The organism is Aurantibrevibacter litoralis, from assembly GCF_034651555.1.
In the GTDB taxonomy this organism is placed as follows: Bacteria; Bacteroidota; Bacteroidia; order Flavobacteriales; family Flavobacteriaceae; genus Aurantibrevibacter; species Aurantibrevibacter litoralis.
In genome coordinates this window covers 1-15,469 of sequence record NZ_JAYEEQ010000003.1, presented here as the reverse complement: position 1 = coordinate 15,469, position 15,469 = coordinate 1, and the positions used below count along the sequence as shown (strand labels likewise).

Below are 15,469 nucleotides of genomic sequence, written 5' to 3'. Positions count from 1 at the left end.
GCTACTTGTAAAAATCCCGTACAAACGCCTTAACCTGATTGTCGGTCATACTATCGGCCTTTAGTACCGCTTTAATCTTTTGTCCAATCTCTTTATAGTGTTCATGCAACTCCTTTCTAAATTTTTCATTGGTATCTGCAGGGCCAAAAAGCATTACACTATCGGCCTGTTGCAGTTCTTTCGCCAATTTTTTGAAATACGCTTTCATTTGCTGTTTTTCGCGCGCCAAATAGGTTTGTTCATGAATAACATGCTGCGTGGCTCCTGTTTTAAATCCGGGTTTAGAGCCACTTTTAAGGTTAAAAAATTCAATGTTCGATAAGATGGTATAAAAATCCTCACTGTCTGCTGTTAATACAACAACATGTGCTTTTTCCTTATCCATCCAAACTCCAATTTTTCTCATAACTTTAGCTTTGTTTATATTGATTTAAAGAGCGTACCGGAATTTTAGAATGACATCCTAATTTCCGTACTTTTTCAACGACTGATTCTGAAACCGAGAAATCGGCATATCCTGTTTGCCACGCAAATTTTTCTAAGATCCGATTGTTTTGATTGATGTAATGCGAGCTGCTACCCTTTATTTGTGTCACAACATTAGCGATCGATTTTTGAGGACGTAATAAAAACAAACCATGAACATGGTCGGCCGTTCTTTCTGTTGTTGCCCAAATGGCGTGTATCCAAATTTTGATGAATGAATGTGGCATAGTTTCATATTTATAAACCGTTAAAACGGTTCGGTCTGTACATTAAATTTTCCATAGCCCACGGTGTAAACCGTGGGCTATAAAAAACTAGGCTCATCTAAAGATTTACGCACTATTATGGTCTATAAACGGTATTACCATAAAAGGGATATGTACATGAAAGCCAATTTTTTTAATTGTGGGTTCAATGAACAATTTTTCTAAAAAAGTATGCTTGTTTTGTAGCATGACCAGCATATCCATTTTATTTTTAGACAAAAAGGCATTAATACCACCAATTACAGTTTCATCGGGATCATCATGAAACTGACTGATATACGGCTCTAAAATAAATTCCAAATTGGCCTTGTTTGCCTGTTGAACCGCAGTGAGACCTTTTGGACTTGTCATGTGCAGTACATGAATCTTAGCGTTATTGGCTTGGGCAATTTGAAGAAATTCTTGTAGTGCCGTTTTCTGGTATGATACTTCATAATCTGTAGGGAAAAGGATGTTTTTGGGTAGCGTATACTCCTCCATCCGAGGCACCGCAATTATAGGTACTTTTGCCTTCTGAATGAGATGTACCGTATTGGTTCCAAACAGAATTTCTTTGGCTCCGGTGGCTCCTTTTGTTCCCATAATGACAAGTTCTACGGCTTCGTTTTTTATGGTTTCCAATACCTCTCCCACAAAAACATTAAAGGCAGCATGGCGTACAAAGGTGTGTTTAGGATTATTAAATTCTTGAACCAATTGCCCCTGAAGTGCCACTAACTGCGCCTCTACTTGCATCTGTCTGGGGTCTCCCAAGCCAATTTGACCCGGACTGTGCACCACATATTCCGCCTGATAGATGGCCGGGGTGTAGGTATGCAACAGAAAAAACATACAACTATCGTTTTTATAAAGTTGCAGTGCATACCGTATGGCATTAAGGGCATTTTCTGAAAAGTCTGTGGGTAGTATTATTTTTTTTATTGACATCTATTTAGGTGTTACAGGTTACATTTTTTAATCGCCTCGGTCTTTGAAAAGAGGACTTTTTTCTTCTTGAGCCCCTAATCAATTTTATAAGCAATACATTTTTTTATCTGTTTATATTCTGTAATATTAAAAATGGGATTTTAACATGAAGTCCTATTTTTCGAATGGTATGCTGGTGTAACATTTCTTCCAAATGCGAATACCTACTGTTGACCATGACTAACATATCTATTTTTTGATGAATAATAAACTTAGTAATGGCTACTGTTTTATCCTTTTCATCGCTGGTTTCAAAAACCAACTTGGACTTCTGTAAACAACTTTTCAAGAACAATTTATGATCCTCTTGGCGCAACGCTAATGTGCTGACAGGATCTATATATAGCATATATATGGTTGATCGAAAAGAGCCTGTAAGGTCGCCTAGCAATTTTAGTTCCCTCTTTTTATAGGGTACCAAATAATTGGTAGGAAACAGTAATTTTCTAGGCGCATGATAGGTATAACTTTCTGGAATCCCCAATACCGGACAATGTACATACCGAAGCACTTCTAGTGTATTGCTTCCAAAGGTGATGCTCCTGTCATTGGTTTGCCCTCGGGTACCCATAACCACAATATCCATATTTTCCTTTTGCACCAAATCATTAATTTCATCAGTGAGATCGCCAAAAGCTGCAACAAGATGATAGGTATGATGCGGGTTAGGCGAAAACTCAATACCTTTTTTCCTTACACCCTCTAATTTTGTTACCGTACTGTTATGAACCTTTTCTTTTAAAGCCTCAAATGAACTGCGCTCTTTTTCTGCATATTTTCTATATACTTCATCAGCATAGGCGTGCACTATAAAAATTTCACTTTTCTCATATTTAAAAATCTGGCATGCATACGTTAATGCATTAAATGCATTATCGGAAAAATCAGTCGGTACTAAAATTTTTCGCATAGCAACTATAATTGAGGCTCCAAAATTACCTTTAAAGTTACGAAATAACGATGATATTCATCAGTTCATAGTACTTTGAAATTTTCTATTTTGCAATTATAAATTCGTCCTAAATGAGAAGTAGCTTTGAAGCCATTTTGAGTACCCAAACCCCTGTACTTGTAGATTTCTATGCGGATTGGTGTCAGCCTTGTAAAATTTTAGCGCCCATTTTAGGAGCGTTGAAGCACGAGTTGGGCGCAACCCTTAAAATTATAAAAATTGATGTAGATAAAAACCAATCCCTTGCGGCTAGGTATCATGTGCGAAGCGTGCCTACCTTGATTTTGTTTAAAGATAAACAACCGGTCTGGCGACAGGCGGGTGTACTTCAAAAAACGGACCTCCATACCGCATTAAAGCCTTATTTATAAAAGTTCTCCGACTTTTCCGTAGCATAAAAAACACACATCTTACCGTTATTTATTTTGACTTGATTTCTTTCAGAATCGACTCAAATTAGGAAGATTTTAGGATCAAATAAACACGAAATAATCCGAAGGCGCAACGAGCTTTTTTAAAAACTTAGTGGTCTTGCAAAAGAAGTTCATTCCGTAGAAGTAGAAAATGAACCCGATGTTGAAATGACTAGAAGCTATTCGTGCAAGACCAAAAAAGGAATATGCGTGTGATAGCTTATCTCCTGTACCGCCGGTCTAAAAAGAATACGTTGAAAATAATTCAAATTTTTTGCGACCATCGCAATCATATCGATGTCTCTGCTTTCGCAAAAACATTGTACCGCAGCTTCTAATTTTGAGCCGGTTAAAAAATGGAAACTATGAGATACATCTCTAAAATAATCTTCTAAGAAGGCTTTGTTTTTTTCCTGCACATCAGTGAGTTGTTCGTCTCGCTGAGAAATGTGAAGGATACGGATATGGGCCTTGTTTAAAATAGCCATTTCTGTTAAAGTTTCTAGGACTCGCAGATCGTAACCGGTAAGATAGTCTGTAGGAAATGCCATTTCTCTAGGTCTTCTATACGCTGCATTCTCAGGAATAGCCAATAGCGGACATTTTACCTTTGTAATTACATCGCTCGTATTACTACCTAAAGTAATCTTCTTTAGTCCCGATGCCCCTTTTGTTCCCATAACAATGAGGTCTATTTTTTTTTCATCTACCTGTTTTCTTATGGCATCTACAAAAAAATCATAGGAAGCTAAGGTCACAAATAAATGCTTACTGTTTAGGGGTAATGCTTCTATTTTGGTTAAAAGTTCTTGCAATAGTACCTCGCTTTCTTTCAAAAGATGTGCCGCAATTTTTTCGCGAGATGCCCTAACCGAAGTTTCGGCACCGGAATACGTCACAAGGGGGTTTACATGAAAAAGGTAAAAAGTACATCGTGTCTTTTTAAACAAAGAAAGACTGTAGAGAACGGCATTCCATGCGTTTTCGGAAAAATCCGTGGGTATTAAAACATGCTTCATGCGCAATTTTGTTACATTTTATGGGCTAAAATAAACCGACTTATTTGCACACAAAATGACCAAAATCATGTCGCCTCTATTCTGGGATTTTTTTTTAAACGTTTTTAGTGAATTTTACGCAAACCATCCATATCTAGAACCTTAATCGTCCTATCCTCAATATGTATGAGACCTTCTTTTTTAAAACTGGAAAGCGTTCGTATAAGGGTTTCGGTGGCCATTCCTGCCACGCTGGCCAAATCGCTACGCAAAATATGAAGTTTTCCGTGTGTACCATTATTAAGTTTTTCGGCAAACTTTAGAATGGTGCTGGCCGTTTTTCGGCGAACCGAACCATACGCCATTTCTAGCAATTGTTTTTTGGCTTGTTGTAAATTTTCTGCCAAAAAATGCATTAATTCTAAGGCTAAATCATGGTTTTGTTGCAATAGTGTTTTTAACTCCTCCTTCGGAATAGCTACCACTTGAGTGTCTTCTAAAGTAGAGGCATATTCTTGGTACGGACTGTTATCCACAAAGCTGGTGAAACCAAAAAAATCATCTTCTTTATAAATGGCAGTGATCAGTTCTTTGCCCTGTTCGTCTAAACTGTGAGTTTTTACCACGCCTTTCTCAATTAAAAATACCAAATTGGAATGATCTCCATTCTTGTAAATGAGCTCACCTTGTTTGTAATGCAACGCTCTGCCATTGTCATCAATATAATTTTTTAACTGATGTATGGACGAAATTTCGGATTCCGTTTTTATAGCCTCTGCCGTTTCCTTAAAGGCTAAATCTCTTAGTATTGCCGTGCGCGCCATGCGACTTTCTATGGCACTAAGAAGCTCGGTTTCTTCGAAGGGTTTGGTTAAATAATCGTCGGCTCCTAATTCCATTCCCTTTCTAATATCACTTCGCTCGGTTTTGGCTGATAAAAATATAAAAGGAATGGACTTTGTTAATGCGTCACTCGATAGTCGATCTAATACGCCAAAACCATCCAACTCCGGCATCATAATATCACATACAATGACATCGGGAATGTGTTCTAATGCCGCAGCCACACCTTTTACGCCATTTGATGCTGTAAATACCTCAAAACCGGACAATTCTAACAATTCTGCCGTATTTTCCCGAATAATAGTATCATCTTCAATAATCAATATTTTCTTCATGTGTTTCATTGTTTGGCTAAGCGGCATGAATTTACAAAAAAAAAGCAGGAATGATACTACCCAAAGCCATCTACTACGATAAAGGAAGTTCTGCCGTAAAGGTACTCCCCTTATTTTCTACACTTTCAAAATACAAGGCGCCTCCTAAATTTTCCAAATGCGATTTTACAATGTTCAGACCTATTCCGGTTCCTAAGGTTAAAACGGCATTTTCTGCCCTAAAATAACGATCAAATATATACTTCTGATCGTTTTTTGGGATACCGATACCCTGATCTACTATCTGAAAAACAATTTTTCGACTTTCCAAGCGGATTAATACATCTATTTCAGAGTCTTCCGGGGAATATTTTATGGCATTATTCAATAAATTGGTCAAGGTTAGTGCAACTATTTTTTCATCCTGACAAATGACAACATCGTCTATATTTTGTGGGTACGAAATGCGCTGTCCCTTTTTTAAGATCATGTTGGCGTTATAAATGGCATTATTCACTACATTACTTAAATGAAAATCTGTCTTGGCATAAACCCCCTTACCTTCTTCTAATCGCTCTAGTGATAAAAAATCATCGAGAATACCGTTCAGATGCCGTACACTTTCCATAATGGTTTTTAAATGCCTGTTTCTTTTATCCTGATCGGTTTCTAACACATATTTTCCAACCAAAGTGGCAGAAGAGAGAATGCCGCTTAAGGGTGTTTTAAACTCATGGGAAACCAAGGAAAGAAATTTAGTTTTTAACTCATTTAGTTCTCGTTCCTTCTGAAGGGATTGCTTCATTTTGGCCTCCGCCTCTGTACGCAAACGGATTTCGCGTTTCAACATGGCCACCGTATCTCGCAGTTCTTTGGTTCTTTCCTTTATTTTTTTTTCTAATTGAGAATTGAGTTCTAGTATCTGTTTTTCCTTTTCCTTAACATCCGTCACATCAATAACGAGCGCCATAACATAACTAACGCCATAAAGGTTAAAGGGATTTAAACCAATTTCTAACGGGAATTGTAGTTGATTCTTACGAACGCCATAAAGCGTTCTGCCAATGGCCATGCGCCTTTTGTCCTTATTTTTATTGTAATTGTGAATATGACCTTTGTGTTTCTCGCGATACTTTTTGGGAATTAAAATTTCTAAGGGTTGTCCTACGAGTTCCTTGTCTACATATCCGAACATTTCATTGGTTCTACTATTTGTAGCTACAATGATTTGTTCATGGTTTACCACTAGAATACCCTCGGATACCGCTTCGGATAGTAATCCAAAGATATTGTCATTACCACCAAATTCTTGCATACCTCAAAGATAACCCATTCTCCTTTTTTTCCATCCCCTTGGGTAAAAAAAACTAACGCGTTTGTTTAAAACAGCCTGTTGCGGTTCTTATCGCAAGATCCCTTGCAAGATTTGGAGCGACTGCCTTGCCAAAAGTCCATATCTATCCTGCCCTAATTCCGTTTTGGATTCGGTGAAAAATAAAAAGGTTTTTGGCTCAAAGAGAAGGCAATGTAGGACACTTTCAAACCACACCTGTTGAAAGCGACCCCTGAGTGTACCAAAGGTGATCCTATCGCCTACCGTTCCTATGCTGAACAGTACGGTTTCAGAGATCATCAATTTCAATAAATTTTTTACTTTACAGTTCCTTGCTTTATTTTTTTGAATAAAAATTAGTATCTTATTTTTGGTTAAAATGAGACCCTTTCTAGGGATATGACAAGGATCATTTTTTGTCTATTTTTACTAGCTTACCTTTCCGTAGCTAAAATTGAACAGGTTTTGGAATTTATAGATTATTACAACATTTTGGGCGTTTCCAAATCGGCATCGCAGACCGAAATTAAAAAGGCCTACCGGAAAATGGCACGCAAATACCATCCGGATGTAAACCCGAACGATACCGAAGCAGAAGCGAATTTTAAGAAAGTAAACGAGGCTTATGAGGTATTGGGCGATGCGGAAAAGCGAAAAAAATACGATCGCTACGGCAAGGACTGGGAACACGGTGAGGCTTATGAAAAAGCCCAACGGCATACACAGCAGCGTAGAAAATCTGAAAATAGCGATTTTGGTACGCAGGATTTTTCCGATTTCTTTGAAGCCATGTTTGGGGGCGGAGGGCAAAATTTTAACGGGAACCGCAAGGTAAAATTTAGAGGGCAAGATGTAAATGCAGCATTGCGTATTCCCCTTAGCGAAGTATACAAAACCCATCAAAAGACGTTTACCATCAACGGAAAAAACATTAGAATTACCATACCGGCCGGGATAGAAAATGGACAAATTATTAAAATTGCAGGCCATGGTGGACCGGGAAGAAACGGAGGACCTAAGGGCGATCTTTTTATTCAATTTTCTATTGAAAATGACACTCCCTTTAAACGCGATGGGGATCATTTATACCGTACCGTGCCCTTAGACCTGTATACGGCACTCTTGGGTGGCGAAATAACACTTGATACTTTTGATGGCAAAGTGAAACTAAAAATAAAACCCGAAACCCAAAATGGAACCACGGTTAAATTAAGAAATAAAGGATTCCCAAAATATAAAAAAGAGGGTGAATATGGCGATCTTTTTATCACCTTTTCTATTACGATGCCCACAGGACTCACCCCTAAAGAAAAAGAATTGGTAACGGCCCTAGCCGCATTACGCCAGTAAAAATACAAACGCAATGGAAAATCCGCACCACATACCGTTGACCCATTTGTGCAGCCTGTATGAGATAGAATATGACGTTTTGGTTGCTTTATATGAAAACGAACTAATAGAAATTGTGGAGTACAACAACGAGAAGTGTATTCCGGTAAAAGCGTTGCCCAAAACTGAAAAATTCATTCGCCTGTATGCCGAACTTAACATTAACCCCGAAGGGATTGTGGTGGTGACTCAGTTATTGGAAAAAGTGGAGCAATTGCATACCGAAATCATTACACTACGAAATAAACTGACCCGCTACGAATAACCATAACAACGACTTAAAAACTTCATAAAATGACTACATTCGCACAACCCAACAAAGAATTGTATCAGCATTTAGGGATACTTTTTTACGCCATGGCCAAAGCTGATAAAAAGGTACACCAGGCAGAAATAACCGAATTAAGAGCAATCGTTAAAACACAATGGCTGCCTTTGGATGATCTTACCGACGAATTTGGTACAGATGCGGCCTATCAAATTGAAATTGTATTTGATTGGTTGTTGGAAGAAGATAAGGAAAGTGACACCCTATTTGAAGAATTCGAAGCCTACTATAAGGCATATCAAAACCAATTTTCTCCCGAAATTAAAACCTTAACGTGGAAAACCGCCCAACGAATAGCCGCCTCATTTTCCGGTAAAAACAAATCGGAACTTATGCTGCTTGCAAAACTTGAGCTCCTGATGGGCTAATTTGTACATTCTGCCTTTTTACATTTGATTTTTTATTTTGTTTAATTATATTTGAATTTTATTAAACAATATAAATCCTATTAAATGGCATTGTCCCTCGCCGACATCGATCGGATCATAGAAATGGCCTGGGAAGACAGAACGCCTTTCGAGGCTATAACATATCAGTTTGGCCTTAAGGAAAAAGAAGTTATTACGCTAATGCGAAAAACCTTGAAACCCTCAAGCTTTAAACTTTGGCGAAAAAGGGTTCAAAGCGGTGTTAGTCAAAAACACCTTAAAAAACGGCATCCGGAGATAACGAGGTTTAAATGTTCGCGACAAAGAGCCATTTCCGGAAATAAGATAAGCAAGCGATGAAATTTGAAACCGACTTTCGTCGCATCCTTAAAAAAATAGATGAGATAAATCCCGAGGCCTACGCCAAAACAAGGAATTACGCCAATGGTGCTGTAACACAACTATCGCCCTACATTTCGCGCGGCGTTGTTTCAACTAAAATGGTTGTTGCGCATATCTATGCTCTAAAATTGCCTTACCATCAAACAGAAAAACTCATACAAGAATTAACTTGGCGAGATTACTGGCAGCAGGTTTGGAAACATAAGGGAGATGCCATAAATACCGACCTATTATCTCCCCAAAGCAATGTCTTACATCATGAAATGCCCAAGTCCATGATCCATGCCCAAACCGGTATTGATGCTATAGATAGCGCTATTTTGGCACTTTATCAAGAGGGATATATGCACAACCACATGCGCATGTATGTGGCCTCAGTAGCCTGCAACATTGGAAAAAGTCATTGGCATACTCCTGCAAAATGGATGTATTATCATTTATTGGATGGCGATTGGGCCAGCAATGCCTTAAGCTGGCAATGGGTAGCCGGATGTAATTCCAAAAAAAAGTACTACGCCAATCAAGAAAACATAAACCATTTTTTTTATGGTACACAATCGGGAACGTTTCTCGATGAATCCTACGAAACGCTTCCAAACATATTGTGTCCAGAAATTTTAAAAGAAACCGAAGTGCCCCAGATGACTACCCAATTGCCTGAATCTCATGCACCCCGCATAGATAACAACTACCCAACATTACTATACAATTATTACAACATGGATCCGCTGTGGAGGAAAGATGAAAAAGCAAATCGTATTTTACTGTTAGAACCTTCATTTTTTAAGAAGGATCCCATTTCGCAAAAGTGTTTGGATTTTTTGTTGGCACTTAGGATAAACATTCCTGACATACAAGTATACACCGGAGAGTTTTCTCAATTCCAAAAAGATACCAAGGCACGCCAGTGTGTTTTTAAAGAGCATCCTCTTAACAAGCATTACGTGGGTATCGAAGAACCTCGCGACTGGATCTTTGATGTTGGTGGTTATTATCCCTCCTTTTTTTCGTACTGGAAACACTGCAAATAACAACTAAGAAATCATGTTTAAATGAAGTTTACCCAACAAGACATAGCAAATTTAGATCGCAATAAACGCATTGTGCTTATTAATGCAGTAGCTGGCATACGACCCGCCAACCTCATTGGTAGCGTTTCTAGGAGCGGTCTTAGCAATGTAGCCATTTTTAATTCAGTCATGCATCTGGGTAGCGATCCTGCACTTTTGGGTTTTATAATGAGACCCGTAGAAACGGTAGCGAGACATACCTACGAGAATATTCTGGAAACTGAAAAGTATACCATAAACCAAGTACACACAGCCATTATTAAAAAGGCGCACTACACATCGGCAAAAGTAGACAGAGGCACTTCCGAGTTTACCGCTTGTGGCCTCACGGAAACCTATATCAAAAATTTTAAAGCCCCCTTTGTAAAAGAAAGTAGGCTTAAAATAGGCCTTCAATTTATAGAAGCCCTTAAAATAAAACAGAACAATACTCTTTTAATTATTGGCGAAATTGTGTATCTAGAGATGCCCGATACTGCTTTTGACGATGAGGACGACCTTAACTTGGCCACCCTATCCTCAGTGGGGGTATCCGGACTCAATACGTATTACGAGGTAAAAAAGCTTGCTCGTTTTCCTTACGCCCGGCCAAACGAACTTCCCGATTTTACCAAACATTAATGAAAAAGGAGTGCTTACCGCAAAAAATATGTGTTGCTTGCGATCGTCCATTCGCATGGCGAAAAAAATGGAAAAAAAACTGGGAAGAAGTACGGTATTGCAGCAAGCGATGTAAACAAAATAAACCTAAAAAATGAAAACAGCCGCTGTTCTTTTTCCACATCAACTTTTTGCTAATCATGAAATTTATCGTCTGGGTTGTACGCTATTTTTAGTTGAGGAACAGCTGTTTTTTAAAGAATTTAATTTTCATAAGACCAAACTGGCCTTTCATAGAGCTACTATGAAATATCATGAAAGTGTATTAACACAGAAAGGCTTAACCGTTCATTATATTGAAGCCACAAATGCGCGATCAGATATTCGAAAATTGATCCTATTTTTAAGTGCTACCGGATATGATAGTTTACATTTTATAGACCCAACCGATAATTGGCTGGAAAAAAGATTGACGAATTCGGCACAGCAATGCGGTATGTCATTATTTCGGTATGAAAACCCCCTATTTATAAACAGCAGAGAAACCTTGTCCCATTTTTTTAAACCCACAAAAAAGACTTTCTTTCAAACCTCCTTCTACAAAGAACAACGTATACAACATCGGATTCTTATTGATGAACAGAAAAATCCGATGGGCGGAAAGTGGAGTTTTGATGCTGAAAACCGGAAAAAATACCCCAAAAACAAACACCCACCAAGTATTCAGCTTCCGGACACAAACGCCTATTGGGAAGAAGCTATACAGTATGTACAGAAAAACTTTGGCACTAATTTAGGTGAATTATGTAAAAACCCGATATATCCTTTTACCCATGAAGCGACTCAGGATTGGCTTCATCAATTTTTTGAAAATCGATTTCATGGTTTTGGTGATTTTGAAGATGCTATCGTAAAAGACGCCGTATTCTTGCATCACAGTGTACTAACACCCATGCTGAATATCGGGCTTATTCGTCCAACCGACGTGCTTCAACAAGCACTATCCTTTGGCAAAACAAAGCACGTTCCCTTAAATACCGTAGAAGGGTTTGTACGACAAATTTTAGGCTGGCGAGAATTTATGAGAGGCATGTACGAGTGTAAGGGTACCGTGGCTAGAAATGCTAACTTTTGGGGGTTTACTCGCAAAATCCCCACTTCTTTTTACAATGGCACCACAGGAATAGACCCCGTTGACAATACGATAAAAAAAGTGTTGCAATACGGCTACTGTCATCATATTGAACGGCTTATGATCTTGGGTAATTTTATGTTGTTATGCGAGTTTCACCCAAACGAAGTCTACCGTTGGTTTATGGAATTTTTTGTAGACGGTTATGATTGGGTCATGGTACCCAACGTGTATGGGATGAGTCAGTTTGCTGATGGAGGTCTATTTGCTACCAAACCCTATATTAGTGGATCTAATTACATTTTAAAAATGAGTAATTATCCCAAAGGAGAATGGCAAATGGTATGGGATGGCCTATTCTGGCGTTTTATTCAAAATCATCGCGATTTCTTTACTAAAAATCCCCGATTGTCTATGCTTCTCGGCACCTGGAACAACATGCCAATAACCAAACAAAACACGCTTTTAAGCGCTGCCGAAGTCTTTTTGGAAAAGCTAGAACAACCTTTATAACAATCTTGAAATTCTGCAATTGTAGCTCCTAAATTTTGGCTTATAATTTTGATACTGCATGATAAATCCACATACCTTTGTGTTGTGAAAAGAATTTTACCTTTTTTAGGGATTATATACAGCATTTTCCTCTGTAGTTTCAGTGCTGTAGCTTCGGGCTATGCCAATGAACCATCCTATTCCATCTTTTCCGAAAATAATGGATTCACATATACAGCGGTAGGCACGCATCCTTTCTACGGAATAGTGGAAATGGCTTTCGGTTTTGCCAGCCCAGTGAGCCAATCTGTTTTTCCCGAAGAATGCTCCGTTTTTTATGGATTCAGTGCTACAGGCTACAAAAAATCCCTGAAGGAGGCAGCCTTCCAAGGGTATTCGAAACGTATCAAAAACTTTCCCATCGCTTTCGGGAAAGCAAAAATTATCTTTCCATTTCACTATTTCTGGTAATCCAATTTAAAATGAAATTCGCTGTTTATCGGCACTGTAATTCCTAAGAAATGAATCTTAGGAAACCTTTTATGTCATTCAATTTCAAATTAAATAATTTTAAAAATGGATTTAGAAACAACCTTTATTGCGGCATTATTGGTGGCTATCTGTATCTTCCCTTTTCTTGCGATAGGCACATCTATAAGAAAGAAGAAAAAGCTTCTTTTTCATACCCTTAATACTTTTTGTACGCAGCATAATAATACGATAACCCACTACGAACTATGCGGCGAAATTGCTATTGCTCTATGCAAAGAAAGTAATGCATTGGTCTTTATAAAACGATCTAAACATAAAGAAATTAACCAAATTGTAGATTTAGACGAAATTCAAAAGTGCTACACTTTGAAACCACACAAAACCGTAAGAAGTAAAAGTGGAAATTATTCGGTAATAATACAATTGGCGCTATCCCTGCATTTTGAAGCACAAGAAAAACCGGAACTTATTTTAGAATTTTATAATCTTAATGACAACTTACAGTTAGATGGAGAATTACAACTTATGGAACGTTGGAATGAGATCATTAATAAAGCGTTGAATACGCGGCAAAGGCCTAAGCTAGAATCTGTAGCCTAGGTGTCTCTTTGTAGTTTTACAAAAAAAGCCCCATAACAAATTTGTTATGGGGCTTACTTTTAGTTGCTTTTCGTGGTTAATCCCACACAAAACCCGTAAAAATTCGGTACCAAAAAGCATAAAGTACTACGGACAATAATACAGCCACAAACCAAAAATAGGCTTTAGCACTATGCTTAATAATCATATGTCCCAGATTGCGAAAGGCATCTAAATAAACTTTTTTAACAAGTAGTACTTTAGTCATAGATTCTGAGGTTTAAAAATTAATATAGTTCAAAATTAAGCACTGTTTGGCTCATAATTAAAAATAGTAGGTATATGGCACTATTTTAATGTTCAAACGATCTATACCTCCTTTAAATACTAGGTTTATCGATGAAATGCACATTTGTAATATTGGATTCTTACCGCATATATGGATAAACACAAATCAGAAAGTAAGAAAACATTTATTAATGAAAGTACACTTCGGTATTCGGGTGGAAGGTATACCAGGCAAACCAGAAATTCGTTACAGCCGGAATGGTATTATTAGCACTATCGAAGATTTCAGCACTTTTTGCTTCGTTGTTATAGATAATACGCAAGACCTTCCCCTGAAAGGAGTCTTCAATTATCGTTTCCCTATTTTTTTCTAATTCCGAAAATGGATATGCCTTAAAGTGTCCTTCGATTTCTAAACCGAGTACCATTTCTTTAGGATGAAAACGGGTATCACTGTGGCTTACAGAAAAATAAATGGAGGAAGATGTGTCATAACCGGGATACGGATCTTTGGTATAATCTCGAAAAAATCCGGTTTGATCCGATAAAACCAAGGTTTCAGGATGTTGTTTTTTCCAATTTTTCCATGTTGTATTGGCCGTATTCAAAAAATGCAAAGGCGAACCTAACATTGGTCCCGAAACTGCTTTGCTCTCTAATTGAGACCAAAGGGATTCCGTTTCGCGGTCATACAACAGCACATCGCTATTATATAGAAGTCCCGAGACACCAAAAGTGAGTGTTTTATCTCCCACTATACCGTCAAAAGCCATTCCGCTTCCACAAAGCGGACAATAGGTTACCACGACAGGCTTATCTTCAAAACGGTCATTCACAATTTCATGATAATTCAATATAAGAATAGGATACGCCTTGGCAATACCATTTTCGAAAACACCCAATACCCGATCTTTATTTTTTAGTCTTGCCTGCGAAGCCTTTATAAACCGGGGAGCGTCGATAGCCGGTATACCATCCTTGCCCGGACCTCCATCCTTAATTTCGGGCAAAGGAATACTTGCATTATATAACTGAAATCCTTTAAAGTCTTGAGTGAAACCACCATATGAGATCAAGAACAAAATCAAAATAATTAATCGGTATTTCAAAAAATAGAGCACGACAAAAGCAGATTTAATATTAAAAAGATGAACCACCATTTTCTTATAAGCAACAGCTATGTAGACGATTCTTTACTGCTAGTCTTACGCTGTACTAACCTCTTTTAGAAACATTTAACTTTTTAAAGCTCCCATTAAAAAAACAAAAGCCAAAGAAATTTCAAATTACCGGCTAGCCGGCGCATTAATTGTATTTCTTCTATAAAAGCGTTATTGAAAGAGACTTTAATAGCAGGTATAGTTTGATAGGCTTTTATTAAACCAAAGGGAAAGTGGATACGGAAACTTCGGAGAATTCTTTAGATTAAAACAATTTGGGTGCTTGTAAATTTTACATCATTCCCCGGTTTACGCCGTGAGTTCTAAATGATGGGTTGGTGCGTCTTCTGTAGATGGAAGATGGTATAGGTACATGCCGTGTAGTTGTTTTTGAGTTTGCGCTTGTACGCTCTGTGATGCTATACCATAAAAAAAGCCCTTCATATTGCTATGAAGGGTCCGCCTATGGTGGAGCGGCGACCTACTCTTCTCCGCCATAGGCGGACAGTACCATCGATTCTGACCCTGCTGAGCGCTATCAGATTATTTTGTGTGCTGATGTGATACAACAAAAAAAGCCCTTCATATTGCTATGAAG

At 38.1% G+C, this 15,469-nt stretch carries 21 protein-coding genes; 11 read left to right on the top strand and 10 right to left on the bottom strand.

Translation table 11 applies throughout. The features are described from left to right. Position 1 precedes the first annotated feature (1 nt). The 4 genes from U1E44_RS03725 to U1E44_RS03710 form a co-directional block, all read right to left on the bottom strand. The gene (locus U1E44_RS03725) at positions 2 to 406 is read right to left on the bottom strand and encodes a hypothetical protein (protein ID WP_322929703.1); all 405 of its coding nucleotides are present in this window, start codon (positions 404 to 406) and stop codon (positions 2 to 4) included. Positions 407 to 410: 4 nt separating this feature from the next. Beyond that, complete coding sequence (locus tag U1E44_RS03720) at positions 411 to 713, bottom strand: transposase (protein WP_322929702.1); 303 nt, start codon at positions 711 to 713, stop codon at positions 411 to 413. A gap of 105 nt (positions 714 to 818) precedes the next feature. After that, a complete protein-coding gene (locus tag U1E44_RS03715; RefSeq protein ID WP_322929701.1) occupies positions 819 to 1,679 on the bottom strand; it encodes a universal stress protein in 861 nt (286 codons plus the stop codon). Positions 1,680 to 1,782: 103 nt separating this feature from the next. Continuing rightward, entirely contained in the window at positions 1,783 to 2,628 is an 846-nt protein-coding gene (locus tag U1E44_RS03710; RefSeq protein WP_322929700.1) for a universal stress protein, read from the bottom strand. A gap of 113 nt (positions 2,629 to 2,741) precedes the next feature. Between U1E44_RS03710 and trxA the strand changes: the two genes are divergently transcribed. Then, complete coding sequence (gene trxA, locus U1E44_RS03705) at positions 2,742 to 3,041, top strand: thioredoxin (RefSeq protein WP_322929699.1); 300 nt, start codon at positions 2,742 to 2,744, stop codon at positions 3,039 to 3,041. A gap of 221 nt (positions 3,042 to 3,262) precedes the next feature. Here the strand turns inward: trxA and U1E44_RS03700 are convergent, their stop codons facing one another. The 4 genes from U1E44_RS03700 to U1E44_RS03685 form a co-directional block, all read right to left on the bottom strand. Then, entirely contained in the window at positions 3,263 to 4,102 is an 840-nt protein-coding gene (locus tag U1E44_RS03700) for a universal stress protein (protein WP_322929698.1), read from the bottom strand. 104 nt (positions 4,103 to 4,206) lie between these two features. Beyond that, positions 4,207 to 5,259: a response regulator gene (locus tag U1E44_RS03695; protein WP_322929697.1), complete on the bottom strand. Its 1,053-nt coding sequence runs from the start codon at positions 5,257 to 5,259 to the stop codon at positions 4,207 to 4,209. Positions 5,260 to 5,332: 73 nt separating this feature from the next. After that, the gene (locus tag U1E44_RS03690; protein WP_322929696.1) at positions 5,333 to 6,553 is read right to left on the bottom strand and encodes a PAS domain-containing sensor histidine kinase; all 1,221 of its coding nucleotides are present in this window, start codon (positions 6,551 to 6,553) and stop codon (positions 5,333 to 5,335) included. Positions 6,554 to 6,640: 87 nt separating this feature from the next. Continuing rightward, the gene (locus U1E44_RS03685; protein WP_322929695.1) at positions 6,641 to 6,871 is read right to left on the bottom strand and encodes a hypothetical protein; all 231 of its coding nucleotides are present in this window, start codon (positions 6,869 to 6,871) and stop codon (positions 6,641 to 6,643) included. Between the two features lie 165 nt (positions 6,872 to 7,036). Between U1E44_RS03685 and U1E44_RS03680 the strand changes: the two genes are divergently transcribed. The 10 genes from U1E44_RS03680 (at position 7,037) to U1E44_RS03640 (ending at position 13,444) form a co-directional block, all read left to right on the top strand. Then, positions 7,037 to 7,921 (top strand): J domain-containing protein, encoded by an 885-nt coding sequence (locus U1E44_RS03680; protein ID WP_322929694.1) that lies wholly within the window; start codon positions 7,037 to 7,039, stop codon positions 7,919 to 7,921. A gap of 13 nt (positions 7,922 to 7,934) precedes the next feature. Further along, positions 7,935 to 8,225: a chaperone modulator CbpM gene (locus U1E44_RS03675; protein WP_322929693.1), complete on the top strand. Its 291-nt coding sequence runs from the start codon at positions 7,935 to 7,937 to the stop codon at positions 8,223 to 8,225. Between the two features lie 29 nt (positions 8,226 to 8,254). After that, on the top strand, positions 8,255 to 8,656 hold the full coding sequence (locus U1E44_RS03670; RefSeq protein WP_322929692.1) for a hypothetical protein: 402 nt from the start codon (positions 8,255 to 8,257) through the stop codon (positions 8,654 to 8,656). An 84-nt stretch (positions 8,657 to 8,740) separates the two neighbouring features. After that, positions 8,741 to 9,016 carry a TIGR03643 family protein gene (locus tag U1E44_RS03665; protein WP_322929691.1) on the top strand — a complete coding sequence of 92 codons (276 nt, stop codon included), beginning with the start codon at positions 8,741 to 8,743 and terminating at the stop codon, positions 9,014 to 9,016. Then, positions 9,013 to 10,089 carry an FAD-binding domain-containing protein gene (locus tag U1E44_RS03660; RefSeq protein ID WP_322929690.1) on the top strand — a complete coding sequence of 359 codons (1,077 nt, stop codon included), beginning with the start codon at positions 9,013 to 9,015 and terminating at the stop codon, positions 10,087 to 10,089. The genes U1E44_RS03665 and U1E44_RS03660 overlap by 4 nt, the downstream gene beginning before the upstream one ends. 21 nt (positions 10,090 to 10,110) lie before the next feature. Beyond that, entirely contained in the window at positions 10,111 to 10,749 is a 639-nt protein-coding gene (locus U1E44_RS03655; protein WP_322929689.1) for a flavin reductase family protein, read from the top strand. Further along, entirely contained in the window at positions 10,749 to 10,886 is a 138-nt protein-coding gene (locus U1E44_RS16750; RefSeq protein ID WP_323673844.1) for a DUF2256 domain-containing protein, read from the top strand. Before U1E44_RS03655 ends, U1E44_RS16750 begins: the two co-directional genes overlap by 1 nt. Then, positions 10,883 to 12,373: a cryptochrome/photolyase family protein gene (locus U1E44_RS03650; RefSeq protein WP_322929688.1), complete on the top strand. Its 1,491-nt coding sequence runs from the start codon at positions 10,883 to 10,885 to the stop codon at positions 12,371 to 12,373. The genes U1E44_RS16750 and U1E44_RS03650 overlap by 4 nt, the downstream gene beginning before the upstream one ends. A gap of 84 nt (positions 12,374 to 12,457) precedes the next feature. Then, complete coding sequence (locus tag U1E44_RS03645) at positions 12,458 to 12,823, top strand: hypothetical protein (RefSeq protein WP_322929687.1); 366 nt, start codon at positions 12,458 to 12,460, stop codon at positions 12,821 to 12,823. Between the two features lie 105 nt (positions 12,824 to 12,928). Further along, positions 12,929 to 13,444, top strand: a complete 516-nt coding sequence (locus tag U1E44_RS03640; protein WP_322929686.1) for a hypothetical protein — start codon at positions 12,929 to 12,931, stop codon at positions 13,442 to 13,444. A gap of 76 nt (positions 13,445 to 13,520) precedes the next feature. Here the strand turns inward: U1E44_RS03640 and U1E44_RS03635 are convergent, their stop codons facing one another. Together U1E44_RS03635 and U1E44_RS03630 are read right to left on the bottom strand one after the other, a co-directional pair. Next, complete coding sequence (locus U1E44_RS03635; RefSeq protein WP_322929685.1) at positions 13,521 to 13,691, bottom strand: DUF6747 family protein; 171 nt, start codon at positions 13,689 to 13,691, stop codon at positions 13,521 to 13,523. 208 nt (positions 13,692 to 13,899) lie between these two features. Continuing rightward, positions 13,900 to 14,793 carry a DUF3179 domain-containing protein gene (locus U1E44_RS03630; RefSeq protein ID WP_322929684.1) on the bottom strand — a complete coding sequence of 298 codons (894 nt, stop codon included), beginning with the start codon at positions 14,791 to 14,793 and terminating at the stop codon, positions 13,900 to 13,902. Between the last annotated feature and the right edge of the window lie 676 nt (positions 14,794 to 15,469).

Coding starts and splice junctions, on each gene's coding strand:
- U1E44_RS03725 (WP_322929703.1), bottom strand. CDS start 406: ATGAGAAAAATTGGAGTTTGGATGGATAAGGAAAAAGCACATGTTGTT.
- U1E44_RS03720 (WP_322929702.1), bottom strand. CDS start 713: ATGCCACATTCATTCATCAAAATTTGGATACACGCCATTTGGGCAACA.
- U1E44_RS03715 (WP_322929701.1), bottom strand. CDS start 1,679: ATGTCAATAAAAAAAATAATACTACCCACAGACTTTTCAGAAAATGCC.
- U1E44_RS03710 (WP_322929700.1), bottom strand. CDS start 2,628: ATGCGAAAAATTTTAGTACCGACTGATTTTTCCGATAATGCATTTAAT.
- trxA (WP_322929699.1), top strand. CDS start 2,742: ATGAGAAGTAGCTTTGAAGCCATTTTGAGTACCCAAACCCCTGTACTT.
- U1E44_RS03700 (WP_322929698.1), bottom strand. CDS start 4,102: ATGAAGCATGTTTTAATACCCACGGATTTTTCCGAAAACGCATGGAAT.
- U1E44_RS03695 (WP_322929697.1), bottom strand. CDS start 5,259: ATGAAGAAAATATTGATTATTGAAGATGATACTATTATTCGGGAAAAT.
- U1E44_RS03690 (WP_322929696.1), bottom strand. CDS start 6,553: ATGCAAGAATTTGGTGGTAATGACAATATCTTTGGATTACTATCCGAA.
- U1E44_RS03685 (WP_322929695.1), bottom strand. CDS start 6,871: ATGATCTCTGAAACCGTACTGTTCAGCATAGGAACGGTAGGCGATAGG.
- U1E44_RS03675 (WP_322929693.1), top strand. CDS start 7,935: ATGGAAAATCCGCACCACATACCGTTGACCCATTTGTGCAGCCTGTAT.
- U1E44_RS03670 (WP_322929692.1), top strand. CDS start 8,255: ATGACTACATTCGCACAACCCAACAAAGAATTGTATCAGCATTTAGGG.
- U1E44_RS03665 (WP_322929691.1), top strand. CDS start 8,741: ATGGCATTGTCCCTCGCCGACATCGATCGGATCATAGAAATGGCCTGG.
- U1E44_RS03660 (WP_322929690.1), top strand. CDS start 9,013: ATGAAATTTGAAACCGACTTTCGTCGCATCCTTAAAAAAATAGATGAG.
- U1E44_RS03655 (WP_322929689.1), top strand. CDS start 10,111: ATGAAGTTTACCCAACAAGACATAGCAAATTTAGATCGCAATAAACGC.
- U1E44_RS16750 (WP_323673844.1), top strand. CDS start 10,749: ATGAAAAAGGAGTGCTTACCGCAAAAAATATGTGTTGCTTGCGATCGT.
- U1E44_RS03650 (WP_322929688.1), top strand. CDS start 10,883: ATGAAAACAGCCGCTGTTCTTTTTCCACATCAACTTTTTGCTAATCAT.
- U1E44_RS03640 (WP_322929686.1), top strand. CDS start 12,929: ATGGATTTAGAAACAACCTTTATTGCGGCATTATTGGTGGCTATCTGT.
- U1E44_RS03635 (WP_322929685.1), bottom strand. CDS start 13,691: ATGACTAAAGTACTACTTGTTAAAAAAGTTTATTTAGATGCCTTTCGC.